The organism is Alterinioella sp. B-7, from assembly GCF_056857775.1.
Genome location: NZ_JBSXNT010000027.1, coordinates 47583 through 60671, shown reverse-complemented (window position 1 = coordinate 60671; position 13089 = coordinate 47583). Strand labels below are relative to the sequence as shown.

General features: G+C 64.9%; 10 protein-coding genes. 4 read left to right on the top strand and 6 right to left on the bottom strand.

The window, feature by feature from the left end; all coding sequences use genetic code 11:
• Positions 1-121: 121 nt before the first annotated feature.
• Both AC13C7_RS07405 and AC13C7_RS07400 read left to right on the top strand, forming a co-directional pair.
• Entirely contained in the window at positions 122-2326 is a 2205-nt protein-coding gene (locus AC13C7_RS07405; RefSeq protein WP_482867076.1) for an NADP-dependent isocitrate dehydrogenase, read from the top strand.
• Positions 2327-2394: 68 nt separating this feature from the next.
• Positions 2395-3615, top strand: coding sequence for an NADP-dependent isocitrate dehydrogenase (locus AC13C7_RS07400; protein WP_172321258.1), 1221 nt, complete (start codon positions 2395-2397; stop codon positions 3613-3615).
• A gap of 160 nt (positions 3616-3775) precedes the next feature.
• On the opposite strand, the gene AC13C7_RS07395 is transcribed toward AC13C7_RS07400, so the two are convergent.
• Complete coding sequence (locus AC13C7_RS07395) at positions 3776-3979, bottom strand: DUF6356 family protein (protein ID WP_172321259.1); 204 nt, start codon at positions 3977-3979, stop codon at positions 3776-3778.
• Positions 3980-4115: 136 nt separating this feature from the next.
• Between AC13C7_RS07395 and AC13C7_RS07390 the strand changes: the two genes are divergently transcribed.
• On the top strand, positions 4116-4574 hold the full coding sequence (locus AC13C7_RS07390) for an Lrp/AsnC family transcriptional regulator (protein ID WP_214647518.1): 459 nt from the start codon (positions 4116-4118) through the stop codon (positions 4572-4574).
• Between the two features lie 10 nt (positions 4575-4584).
• Here AC13C7_RS07390 and AC13C7_RS07385 read toward each other — a convergent pair whose 3' ends face one another.
• The 3 genes from AC13C7_RS07385 to recA form a co-directional block, all read right to left on the bottom strand.
• Positions 4585-4875 carry a DUF1330 domain-containing protein gene (locus tag AC13C7_RS07385; protein ID WP_482867075.1) on the bottom strand — a complete coding sequence of 97 codons (291 nt, stop codon included), beginning with the start codon at positions 4873-4875 and terminating at the stop codon, positions 4585-4587.
• Between the two features lie 3 nt (positions 4876-4878).
• Complete coding sequence (alaS, locus tag AC13C7_RS07380; RefSeq protein ID WP_482867074.1) at positions 4879-7539, bottom strand: alanine--tRNA ligase; 2661 nt, start codon at positions 7537-7539, stop codon at positions 4879-4881.
• Between the two features lie 143 nt (positions 7540-7682).
• Positions 7683-8750 (bottom strand): recombinase RecA, encoded by a 1068-nt coding sequence (gene recA, locus AC13C7_RS07375; RefSeq protein WP_172321262.1) that lies wholly within the window; start codon positions 8748-8750, stop codon positions 7683-7685.
• 184 nt (positions 8751-8934) lie between these two features.
• Between recA and AC13C7_RS07370 the strand changes: the two genes are divergently transcribed.
• Positions 8935-9528 (top strand): gamma-glutamyl kinase, encoded by a 594-nt coding sequence (locus AC13C7_RS07370; protein WP_482867073.1) that lies wholly within the window; start codon positions 8935-8937, stop codon positions 9526-9528.
• Between the two features lie 7 nt (positions 9529-9535).
• Here AC13C7_RS07370 and AC13C7_RS07365 read toward each other — a convergent pair whose 3' ends face one another.
• On the bottom strand, positions 9536-11845 hold the full coding sequence (locus AC13C7_RS07365) for a hybrid sensor histidine kinase/response regulator (protein ID WP_482867072.1): 2310 nt from the start codon (positions 11843-11845) through the stop codon (positions 9536-9538).
• Positions 11846-11952: 107 nt separating this feature from the next.
• Positions 11953-13089 carry an RsmB/NOP family class I SAM-dependent RNA methyltransferase gene (locus AC13C7_RS07360; RefSeq protein WP_482867071.1) on the bottom strand — a complete coding sequence of 379 codons (1137 nt, stop codon included), beginning with the start codon at positions 13087-13089 and terminating at the stop codon, positions 11953-11955.

Sequence of the window (13089 nt, the reverse complement as noted above, 5' to 3'; positions counted from 1 at the left end):
GCACCCCCGCCCGCGACAGCGTGCCACTTGGTATACAACCGCATACCGTCTAGGCAGGTCGCCCCGGATGCGGTAGAAGGCGCGCAACCCGAATCCCTCCCAACCAGCGAGAGAGACCCAGATGGCCCAGTCCAACACCCCCGACATCATCTACACCAAGGTCGACGAAGCGCCCGAGCGCGCCAGCGCCTCGCTTCTGCCGATCATCCAGCGCTTTGCCTCCGCCGCCGATATCTCCATCGGCACCAAGGATATCAGCCTCGCCGGTCGCATCCTCGCCGCCTTCCCGGACAAGCTCGGCGCGGATCAGCGCGTGACCGACGATCTGGCCGAACTGGGCGAACTGGTCAAAACGCCCGAGGCCAACGTGATCAAGCTGCCCAATATCTCGGCCTCGGTGCCGCAGCTTGTCGCCGCCGTGACCGAGTTGCAGCGCCAGGGCTATGACATCCCCGACTATCCCGAGGCGCCTTCGACCGATGCCGAACGCGCCGCCCGCGCGGCCTATGACAAGCTCAAGGGCTCGGCGGTGAACCCGGTCCTGCGCGAAGGCAATTCCGATCGCCGCGCCGCCCCCGCCGTCAAGCGCTTTGCCCAGAACAACCCGCACCGGATGGGCGACTGGTCGTCCGACAGCAAGACCCGCGTCGCCTCGATGGACGGCGATGATTTCTTCTCGAACGAGACATCCGCCACGCTGGACAAGGCTGCCACCGCCAGGATCGTGCTGGAAAGCGCGTCTGGTGAGACCGTGCTGCATGAGGGCGTCAGCTATCCCGCCGGCACCGTGGTCGATGCCACCTACATGAGCGCCGACGCGCTGGATGCGTTCCTGAAGGACGAGATCGAGAAGACCAGATCCGACGGCACCCTCTTCTCGCTGCACATGAAGGCCACGATGATGAAGGTCTCGGACCCGATCATCTTCGGCCACGCCGTGCGCGCCTGGCTGGCCCCGGTCTTCGAGGCCCATGGCGCGCGCATGGCGGAGCTTGGCGTAAACCCCAATTCCGGTCTTGGCGACCTCCTCGAGCGGGTCAAGGGCGACGCGGAAATCATGGCGGCCATCGAAGAGGTCCGCGCCGAGCGTCCGCCGATGTACATGGTCAATTCCGACAAGGGCATCACCAACCTGCATGTGCCCTCGGACGTGATCATCGACGCCTCCATGCCCGCCCTGATCCGCGCCGGCGGCAAGGGATGGGGCCCGGATGGGAACGAGCATGACACCACCTGCGTCATCCCCGACAATTCCTATGCCCCGGTCTATGACGAGGCCATCAATTTCTTCAAGACCAACGGCAAGCTGAACCCGGCCACCGCGGGCACGGTGCAGAACCTCGGGCTGATGGCGCAGAAGGCCGAGGAATACGGCTCGCACCCGACGACCTTCGAGATCCCCGAGGATGGCACCGTCAAGATGGTGCTGGAGGATGGGACCGTGCTGCATTCGCATGACGTCAAGACCGGCGATATCTGGCGCTCTGCCTCGGCCCGCAAGGCACCGATTGAAGACTGGGTGGCGCTGGCCATCGAGCGGCAGAAGGCGACGGGCTATCGGTCGATCTTCTGGCTCGATGACTCCCGCGCCCATGATGCGGAGTTGATCGCCTACGTGAAGCCGATCCTTGAAGCGAAAGGCGTCGCCGACCGCTTCGAGATCATGGCCCCGCGCGAGGCCACCCGCGCGTCGCTGGAGACCATCACCAAGGGCGAGAACACCATCGCCATCACCGGCAACGTGCTGCGCGACTACCTGACCGACCTCTTTCCGATCCTGGAGCTTGCGACCAGTGCCAAGATGCTGTCGATCGTCAAGCTGATGAATGGCGGTGGCTTGTTCGAGACCGGCGCGGGCGGCTCGGCGCCGAAGCATGTGCAGCAACTGGACGAGGAAAACCACCTGCGGTGGGACAGCCTGGGCGAGTTCTGCGCGCTTGGCGAAAGCTTCAAGTTCCTGGCCGATGCGAAGGGCAATGACCGCGCCCGCGTCCTGGGCGAGGCGGTCGAGGAGGCGACGCAGGGCATCCTCGATCATGGCCGGTCCCCCAGCCGCAAGGTGGGCGAGCCCGACAACCGCGACAGCCATTACTGGTTCGCGCGTTACTGGGCCGAGGCGCTGGCCGCGCAAACCGACGACGCGGCCCTGGCCGAGGAGTTCGCCCCGGTGGCCAAGGCACTGGCCGAGAACGAGGCCGCGATCACCGGAGAGCTGGCCGAGGTGCAGGGCAAGCCCGTCGACACCGGCGGCTATTACCACCCCGATGACGACAAACTGACCCGGGTGATGCGCCCGAGCGCGACACTGAATGGCATCATCGGCTGACACGTGCTAGCGCAATGAAAACCGCCCGTCCCCGGATCGGGGCGGGCGAGATCAGGGAGAGCCGGACCATGACCAAGATCAAAGTAGACAACCCCATCGTCGAGATGGATGGCGACGAGATGACCCGCATCATCTGGGCCTTCATCAAGGACAAGCTGATCACGCCCTACCTGGATATCGACCTGCTCTATTACGATCTCGGCATCGAAAGCCGCGACGCGACCGAGGACCAGATCACCATCGACGCCGCCGAAAAGACCAGGGAGGTCGGCTGCGCCGTCAAATGCGCCACGATCACCCCGGATGAGGCGCGGGTCGAGGAGTTCGGCCTCAAGAAGATGTGGCGCAGCCCCAACGGCACCATCCGCAACATCCTGGGCGGCGTCGTCTTCCGCCAACCGATCATCTGCAGGAACGTGCCGCGCCTCGTGCCGGGCTGGACCCGGCCCATTGTCATCGGCCGTCACGCCTTTGGCGATCAGTACAAGGCCACCGACATGAAGTTCCCCGGCCCCGGCAAGCTGACGATGAAATTCACGGGCGAAGACGGCACGGTGGATGAGCGCGAGGTGTTCGACGCGCCCTCGGCAGGCGTGTTCATGGGGATGTACAACCTCGATGACAGCATCCGCAATTTCGCCCGCGCGTCCTTCAATTACGGGCTGAACCTGGGCTGGCCGGTATACCTGTCCACCAAGAACACCATCCTGAAACAATATGATGGCCGGTTCATGGAGATCTTCCAGGAGATCTTCGACGCCGAGTTCAAACCCGCCTTCGACGAAAAGGGCATCGAATACCAACACCGCCTGATCGACGACATGGTCGCCTGCGCGATGAAGTGGAATGGCGGTTTTGTCTGGGCCTGCAAGAATTATGATGGCGATGTGCAGTCGGATACCGTCGCGCAGGGCTTCGGCTCGCTCGGCATGATGGCCAGCCAGTTGATGACCCCCGATGGCAAGATCGTCGAGGCCGAGGCCGCGCATGGCACCGTCACCCGGCACTATCGCCAGCATCAGGCAGGCGAACAGACCTCGACCAACTCCATCGCCTCGATCTACGCCTGGACCGGCGGCCTCAAGCACCGCGCCAAGCTGGATGAGAACAGCGCCCTGATGATCTTCGCCGAGACGCTGGAAAAGGTCGTGGTGGACACGGTCGAATCGGGTTTCATGACCAAGGATCTGGCGCTGCTGGTCGGCCCCGATCAGGGCTGGCTGACCACGATGGGGTTCCTGGAGAAGATCGACGAGAACCTGAACAAGGCGCTTGGGGCCTCGTCATAGGTCGAGCGGGCAAAGCTCCACCCCGCCTGCATCGAACCGCGCCATCATTCCGGGCGGCATTCTAGTGGATGTTCGTTCGATCCCTCCGAACAAGGTTGGTGCTTGGCAACGCCAACCGGCGCGGACTGGATCGAATGGACAACCTGTTGAATGCTCGCGCCTAGCCGCGATTGTGGATGCGCCCATGCAGGCGCGTGATGATCGTGCTTGCGGTCTTTTCGAACAGGAACGGAAACACCGCGTGGACCGCGGCCGCCAGCCCCGCCAGGAGCAACCAGGCGGAAAACCCGCCCGCAAACCGCGCATGTTCCAGATAGGTCTCGTCCACGCTTTCGGGATGGTCGGTGAATAGGCGGGTGATCATCGGGATGTCTCCTTGTCCAGGTCATGCGCGCGGGTGATTTCATGCGCCATGATGCCTTGCGAGGGACGGAAAGACATCTCTGCTTTCCCGAAGTTTCCCCTGTTCCTTGGGATGCTGTTTCGTTTATCTTGGGATCATGGAGACACTGGACACATCAGACCGAAAAATCCTGAACGCGCTGCAACGTGACTGCACGTTGTCGCTGGATCAGCTGGCCGAGCTTGCGGCGCTGTCGCGCAATGCCGTCTGGCGCCGGATCAAGGCGATGGAGGCGCGCGGCATCATCCGCGCCCGCGTCGCCTTGCTCGATCCCGGGACGCTTGGGCTTGGGCTATCCGTCTTCATGCTGATCCGCGCGGGCGCGCACAGCCCGGACTGGAGCGCGCGGTTTTCCAGCGCCACCCGCGCGATGCCCGAGATCCTGGCCGCCTATCGGATGACCGGCGACCTGGATTACCTGATCCACGCCCGTGTCGCGGATGTGGAGGATTACGACCGGCTCTATCAGCGCCTGACCGCGCGGGTCGAACTGGCCGATATCTCCGCCAGTTTCGTGATGGAGGAGATCAAGCTCAGCACCTCGCTACCGCTCTGAGCGGCGCGCCTCAGCCGAGTTCCTCGACCAGAACAAGATCCCGCTCGGACGCGCCGCGCGCATGGCTCAGCGCTTCCTGGTAGATGTCGCTCTCGTAGCAGGTATTGGCCGCCTCAAGTGACGGGAACCGTGCCACGACGTTGCGCGGATGGGCGCGGCCTTCCTTCTGGATGGCCTGACCGCCGCGCGCCAGAAACGTGCCGCCATGCTGCGCGATGGCCTCGGTCGCCAGTGCTGCGTATTTCATGTAGGCGTCCTCATCCGTCACCGTTACATGCGCGATCCAGAGTGCTGTAGCCATGTCTCAAACTCCCTTCAGAATTTCGGCCCCGGCGGATTTCGCGGCCTCGGCGCCGCCAATATCCCTGCCGCCGCCCTGCGCCATGTCGGGGCGTCCGCCACCGCCCTTGCCGCCAAGTTTCTCCACCGCCGCCTTGAGCAAATCGACCGCCGAGACGCGATCCGTCAGGTCGTCGCTGACCCCTGCCGCAACCGCGACCTTGCCGCCGGTATCGGCCATCAGCAGCACGGCGGAGCCCGCGCCCAAGCGCGCCTTATGCTCGTCGATCAGCCCGGGCAGATCCTTGCCCGTCACGCCCTCCAGCACCTGCGCCAGATAGCTGATGCCGTTGATCTTTTCGGCCTCGGGGGCCGCCCCGCCACCACCGGCCATCGCCAGTTGGCGGCGCAGTTGCGCGACCTCGTTCTCCAGCGCCCGACGCTCCTGCATCAGGCCCTGCACACGGGGGCCCAACTCGGCGGGCGGGGTTTTCAACGCCAGCGCGATCTCGGCCAGGCGATGATCCTGCGCGCTGAGATAGTCGAACGCCGCCGCCCCGGTCAGCGCCTCGATCCGGCGCACACCGGCGCTGGAGGCGGAATCGCCCAATGTCACGAAGACGCCGATATCGCCGGTGCGCGCGACATGCGTTCCGCCGCAAAGCTCCAGCGAATAGGTCCGGCCATCCGTGCCTTTGCCCGAGCCGTCCAGCGCGCCCATCGAGACCACCCGCACCTCGTCGCCGTATTTCTCGCCAAAGAGCGCCTGCGCGCCCAGGCCGCGGGCCTCGTCGGGCGTCATGATCCGGGTCTCCACGGGGCTGTTTTGCCGGATGAAGGCGTTGACCTCGGCCTCGACCTGTTTCAGCTCCTCCAGGGTCAACGCCTTGGAATGGCTGAAATCGAAGCGCAGCCGGTCGGGCGCGTTCAGTGACCCGCGCTGCGCGACGTGATCGCCAAGCGCGCGGCGCAGGGCCTCGTGCAACAGATGGGTCGCGGAATGGTTGGCGCGGATCAGCGTCCGGCGGTCATGGTCGACCTCCAGCTGCGCCGCCTGGCCCTTTGCGATCTGCCCTTCCGTCACCTCGGCCTGGTGCAGCACGACACCTGCCACCTTGCGCGTGTCGGTGACGCGGGCCGCGCCGGTCTCGGTCCGGATCGTGCCGGTATCGCCGACCTGGCCCCCGGCCTCGGCATAGAAGGGCGTCTGGTTGATGACGATGGCGATGCTGTCGCCCTGCCCCGCCTTGTCCTGCGCGGCCCCGTCGCGCACCAGGGCCAGCACCTGGCCTTCTGCGGTTTCGGTGTCATAGCCCAGGAATTCGGTGACCCCGTGCGCCTCCTCGAGGTCGAACCAGATCGCGGCATCCGCCGTTTCGCCCGAGCCGACCCAAGCCGCGCGGGCCTTGGCCTTCTGCTCGGCCATGGCAGCATCGAACCCCTCGGTTTCGACCGCCCGCCCCTGTTCGCGCAGCGCATCCTGCGTCAGGTCCAGCGGAAATCCATATGTGTCATAGAGCTTGAACGCCGCCTGCCCCGGCAGATCCGCGCCCTCGGGCAGCCCGGCCAGTTCCTCGTCCAGGAGCTTCAGGCCCCGGTCCAGCGTCTGCCGGAACCGGGTTTCCTCCAGCCGCAGCGTCTCCTCGATCAGCGCCTGCGCGCGGCCAAGCTCGGGGTACGCCTGGCCCATCTGGCTGACGAGGCTCGGGACCAGCCGGTGCATCAGCGGATCGGCGGCCCCCAGAAGATGCGCATGCCGCATCGCGCGGCGCATGATCCGGCGCAGCACGTAGCCGCGCCCCTCATTGGACGGCATCACGCCATCGGCGATCAGGAACGAGGTCGAGCGCAGGTGATCCGCGATCACCCGGTGATGCACGTTCTTCGCGCCGTAGGGATCGACCGAGGTCAGGTTGGCCGACGCCTCGATCAGCGCCTTGAACAGGTCGGTGTCGTAATTGTCATGGGACCCTTGCAACAGCGCGCCGATGCGTTCCAGCCCCATGCCGGTGTCGATCGACTGCATGTCCAGCGCGCGCATCGAGCCGTCCTCGAACTGCTCGTTCTGCATGAAGACGATATTCCAGATCTCGATGAACCGGTCGCCATCCTCGTCCGGGCTGCCCGGGGGGCCGCCGGGAATGTGATCGCCATGGTCATAGAAGATCTCGGTGCAGGGGCCGCAGGGGCCGGTCGGACCCATCTGCCAGAAATTATCGGAGGTGGCGATGCGGATGATCCGGTCCTCCGGCACGCCGACCTTTCTCCAGATCTCGAACGCCTCGTCATCGGTGTGGTAGACCGTGGTCAGCAAGCGGCTGGCGTCGATGCCGAATTCGCGCGTGATCAGGTTCCAGGCAAAGGGGATCGCCTCTTCCTTGAAGTAATCGCCGAAGCTGAAATTGCCGAGCATCTCGAAGAAAGTATGGTGGCGCGCCGTGTAGCCCACGTTATCGAGGTCATTGTGCTTGCCGCCCGCGCGCACGCATTTCTGGCTGGTGGTGGCGCGCTGGTAATCGCGGTGCTCGACGCCGGTAAAGAGGTTCTTGAACTGGACCATGCCGGAATTGACGAACATCAGCGTCGGGTCGTTGCGCGGCACCAGCGGCGACGAGGGCACGATCTCATGCCCCTGATCGCCAAAGTAATTCAGGAAGGTCGAGCGGATGTCATTCAGGCTGGCCATTGTGGCGGGGCCCCTTTGCTACAGGCGGAATTGCAGGTCGCACCGGGTGTAAACCGCGCCCCCCGCGCTGTCCATGGGGCATGCAAAAAGGGCGGCCCGATGCACCGGGACCGCCCTTGCCGTCCTGATCGGTCAGGCCCGCATCAGCCCTCGAACATCTCCGCATCATCCGCGTTCATGTCGAAATCCAGCCCGTGTGCGGCGCGGATCTTGTCCTCGATATCGAGCGCGATCTCGGGGTGATCTTTGAGGTAGGTCTTGGCGTTCTCGCGGCCCTGCCCGATGCGTTCGTCGCCATAGGAGAACCAGCTGCCGGATTTCTCGACGATGCCGGCCTTGACGCCCATGTCGATCAACTCGCCCCGCTTCGAGATGCCCTCGCCATACATGATGTCGAATTCCACCTGCTTGAAGGGCGGCGCGACCTTGTTCTTGACCACCTTGACCTTGGTGGTGTTGCCGACCACCTCGTCGCGATCCTTGACCGATCCGGTGCGGCGGATATCCAGCCGCACCGAGGCGTAGAATTTCAGCGCGTTGCCGCCCGTCGTCGTCTCGGGGGAGCCGAACATGACGCCGATCTTCATGCGGATCTGGTTGATGAAGATCACCGTGCAGCCCGACCGGTTGATCGAGCCGGTCAGCTTGCGCATGGCCTTCGACATCAGGCGGGCATGGACCCCGACGGAACTGTCGCCCATATCGCCCTCAAGCTCGGATTTGGGCGTCAGGGCGGCGACCGAATCGACCACCACCATGCTGACCGCGCCCGAGCGCACCAGCGTGTCGATGATCTCAAGCGCCTGTTCGCCGGTATCGGGCTGGCTGATCAGAAGCTCATCCAGATCGACGCCCAGTTTCCTGGCATATTGCGGGTCCAGCGCGTGTTCGGCATCGACGAAGGCGCAGACGCCGCCCTTCTTCTGCTCCTCGGCGACGCAATGCAGCGTCAGCGTGGTCTTGCCGGAGCTCTCAGGGCCATAGATCTCGACGATCCGGCCCTTGGGCAGCCCGCCGATACCAAGCGCGATATCGAGGCCGAGCGAGCCGGTCGAGGTCGATTCGATATCGGCCACGGGGTTGTCGCCCCCGAGCTTCATGATCGAGCCCTTGCCGAACTGCCGTTCGATCTGCGCGAGCGCGCTGTCCAGCGCCTTCTGCTTGTCTGCGGATTTGCGGTCGGTCATATCGAGAAGTTTCGCCGTTGCCATGGATCTGATGTCCTTATTCCACACCGCGGGACCCGCGGCAATGATTGCTCATGTTCGCCTCTTGTTCTGTCTCCGTTTTGAGACCAAAAGTAGAACATTACAAGTAAAATCTTGTGCAACCCAGTTTTTTGCCAGAAGGGTTAAGGAAAAGTTGAAGCGGCGCGAAATAGGGGGAGTTTGACGCATGTTGGTGTTCTGGAAGCAGAAAATCGTGCTGCTGGCGGTGCCCAAGACGGGCACGACCGCGCTGGAACAGGCCCTCCTGCCCCATGCCAGCGCCGCGATCCTCGATCCGCCGGGGCAGAAACACGTCCCCGCGCAGCAATATCGCAATCGGCTGTCGAAGTTCTTCGAACAGCGCGGCAAGCGCCCGATGGAGCTGGTCGCGGTGATGCGTGAGCCGGTCGACTGGCTCGGCAGCTGGTATCGCTACCGCGCAAGGCCGCAATTGTCGGGCAAACCCAATTCGACCAAGGGCATCGGTTTCGACGAGTTCGTCGCCGCCTGGCTGGAGCCCAGGCGCCCCGATTTCGCCGAGGTCGGCAGCCAGGCCAATTTCCTGACCGACGACAAGGGCCGCCCGGCGGTCGACCGGATTTTTCGCTATGACCACATGGCCGATCTGGTGGCCTTCTTCGAGACCCGGCTCGAGACGGCGCTGGATGTGCCGCGCGCCAATGTCTCGCCCAAGGGTCCGGTTGAGTTGAGCGACACGATGCGGGCGCGGCTGGAACGTGAGGCGGCGGCGGAGTTCGACCTCTGGCGCAGTCTCGACTGATCCGCGCTCAGTGCAACTGCCGCTGCACGGTCGAGGTCAGGTCCGACAGCGAGAAGGGTTTGGCCAGGAACACCGAATTGGGCACCTTGCCGCCGGTCTTCTCGAACGCGTCCTCGGCATAGCCCGAGACGAAGACGACCTTGACATCGGGACGGTCCTTCAGCGCCTCGCGCACCCAGGTCGGGCCGTCCATGCCGGGCATGATGACATCGGTGACGAAGACATCGACCGAGAGGGAGGTGTCGGCGAGCTTCTCCAGCGCTTCCTCGGCGCTTTCGGCCTCGACCACCGTGTAGCCCCGCATCCTGAGCGCGCGTGACGCGAAGGCCCGGACCGAGGCTTCATCCTCGACCAGCAGCACGACACCGTCCCCCGGCAGGTGCGGCACGGTTTCGGCGACCGGGTCGGGCGCCTCCTCCTGTGCCACGCGTTCGGGATGGGCGGGCAGGTCATGCACCGGGAAATAGATCACGAAATCCGTGCCCTCGCCGACCCGGCTGTCGGCGAAGATGAAGCCGCCGCTTTGCTTGACGATCCCGTAAACCATGGAAAGGCCAAGCCCGGTCCCCTCGCCGGTGCGCTTGGTGGTGAAGAAGGGCTCGAAAATGCGGGTCAGCTGTTCTGTCGGGATACCGGTGCCCTCGTCGCGCACCTCGACCGTCACGTATTGGCCCGGCGGCACCGTCGCCTCATCCCGGAAGAGCGGCTCGGCGAGATGCACCACGCGCGTCTCGACATGGATATCGCCCCCCTCGGGCATCGCGTCGCGGGCGTTGACGACCAGATTCATCAAGACCTGCTCCAATTGCCGCCGGTCGGCCCGGATCGGCAGGAGGCCCGGATCATGATCCAGATGCAGCCGGATCCGCTCGCCGACAAGACGGTTCAGCAGATGGGTCAGGTCCGACATCGTGTCGCGCAGGTCGAGGATCTCGGGCTGCATCGTCTGCTTGCGCGAAAAGGCCAGAAGCTGGCCCACGAGGCTGGCCGCGCGGTTGGCGTTCTGGTTGATCTGCACGAGGTCCGCGTAATCCGGCGCGCCCTGGTCGTGGCGCAGCAGCAGCAGGTCGCAATGGCCGGTGATTGCGGTCAGCAGGTTGTTGAAATCATGCGCCACGCCGCCCGCCAACTCGCCGATGGCCTGCATCTTCTGGCTCTGCACGAATTGCTGTTCCATGGTCTTGAGTTCGGTCGCGTCGTGCAGCACGGCCAGCAGCGTCGGATCGCCCTCGCCGGTGATGCGGCCGAGGGTAACCTGCAGGAAACAATCGTCATCGCGCAGGCGGGCGCGGACCATTTCGGGGCGCGCGGGGATGCGTTCCTCCAGCGTGTCGCTGAGCCAGTCGTTGATCGGACGGCCGAGCCCCTCGACCGCGCCCGAGAGCGACAGATCGGCGCCGGGATCGAGGTTGAGCAACGTCTGCGCCTGCGGATTGGCCGCCAGAAGCCGACCGTCGCCCGCGATATGCACAAGCGCCACCGGCAGGGCCTCGAAGGCGCGGGCGGCGACGCTGTCCTCCAGCGGCAGAAGGGTGACCGGCAGAGCATAGATCTCGCGTCGGCCGTCGCCCGCCTGCAACTCGATGGTGACGGCGTCAAAGAACCCGTCAGCCCCTTTCAGCCGCGTCTTCTGTCCGGTCTGCACCGGCAGCGTCTCGAACACATCACCAAGCGCGCGCATCCGCTTGCCGAGCGTGCGGCGCATCGCCTCGTTCATCGACAGGATCGTGTCATTGCGGCTGACCACCATCATCGGCAGGCCGATCCAGTCGGCGCTGCGCCCCGTCGTCTCGACCGTTTCATCGACCCGCCACATGGTACCGGGGCCGACGCGAAACGCGGTCAGGCGCACCGAGCCGCGCTTGGTCACCACGGTTTCGCGGGCCTGACGATCACGGGCGAGCGCCGCCTCCTGGCGGAAGATGACGGCGGAGGAATTGGCGATGATGCCGGCCAGGGCGCGCGACATGGATTGATCCAGCCGGTCCTTGAACCGATCCTCGGCGGCGCGGTTCTGAAAGATGATCGCGCCCGCCGCATCAGTGCAGAAAACCGGCACGGGATCGTCCGCCGCGACCTTGCCCGCCGTGACCAGGAGCGCGTGATCGCGCGCCCGCGCACGGCGCTTGGACAGAAAAAGGAGCAGCGCTGTCAGCGTGATCGAGGCGGCCGCGACATAGAGCGCGATGCGCCAGATCTCACCCGGTGCCAGGAAGCTGAGCCCGAGGCAGAGCGCGGCCAGAAGGAGAAGGCCCGCAGACGGACCGACCCTGAACCTGAAGGGCTGCTTTCCGGGCAAGACGGCCTGATCCGCCACTCTGATCCTCCAACGCGATTCGGTGGGGATAATTTCGCAGGCATTTTCTTAATTGCCGATTAAGAACCCTGCATTTTCTCCCCTCAAGGCGCAGATTTCAGGGCGGGTCAGCCGGGATGCGTCAGTTCCGCCACAAAGAACCCGTCCGAGGCCTCGGGCGGCGCGAACCGTGCCATCGTCGTCCGGCTCCAGCCCCGATGCCGCGCCAGGAACGCCGCGACCTGGTCCTCGTTTTCCTCGCAGAGCAGCGAACAGGTCATGTAGACCAGCCGCCCGCCCGGACGCAGCAGTGCCGCCGCCTCATCCATGATCTGCGCCTGAATCTGGGTCAGATCGTCCAGCCGCTCCGGCGCGAGGTGCCATTTCGCCTCCGGGTCGCGCCGCCAGGTGCCGCTGCCGGAACAGGGAACATCGGTCAGAACGACATCGTATTTAAGCGTGTTATCAAAGGGGTGCAGCGTGACCTTCGCCCTTTCCGCGCGCGGTGCGATGTCCCGCATCCGGGCCGGGTTCACATCATGCACATGGATCGCGGCATCGCTTCGGGCCGCGATGGCCAGCGCCTTGCCGCCACCGCCCGCGCAATAATCCAGGATCCGACCGGATTGCGGCCAGTCGATCATCGCCACGGCCCGTTGCGGCGAGAGGTCCTGCACCTCGACCTGACCGGAGAGATAGGGTTGTGATTGCCTGACCCGGCGCGCGCCTCCGACGACTTTCAACGCGCCTTCCGGAGGCATATATTCTGTTTCTGTACCGTCATTTGCAAGACGTTCTTCAACCATCGCATCATTCCGCGCATTGACCCGCAGATAGAGGGGCGCGCGGTCCCGCATCGCCTCCATCACGGTCTCGGCGCTGTCCCCCAATGCGTCCTTCAACCGCCCCTGCAACCAGTCCGGCACATCCGTCCACGCATCCGGATCGACCTCCGGTACACGCACCTCAACCTCCGTCAACGGATCGGGCGCATAGCCGCCGGTAAAGAGCGCCTGCGGCTCCTGCCCCTGCATCCGGCAAAGCCCGATCATCAACGCCCGACCGTCACGCCCGCCCCCCAGAGCGGCGCAACTTTCCAGCCGCCGCAGCACGTCATAGACATGATCGCGGATCGCGGCGCGGTCCTTCGATCCGGCATAGCGCGCACCGCGCGCCCAGGTGGTCAGCGCCTTTTCGGCGGGCTGCCCCGCCTGCCAGCGGTCCAGCACCTCGATCGCGGCGGCGATGCGGGCCCCCGGCGTCAT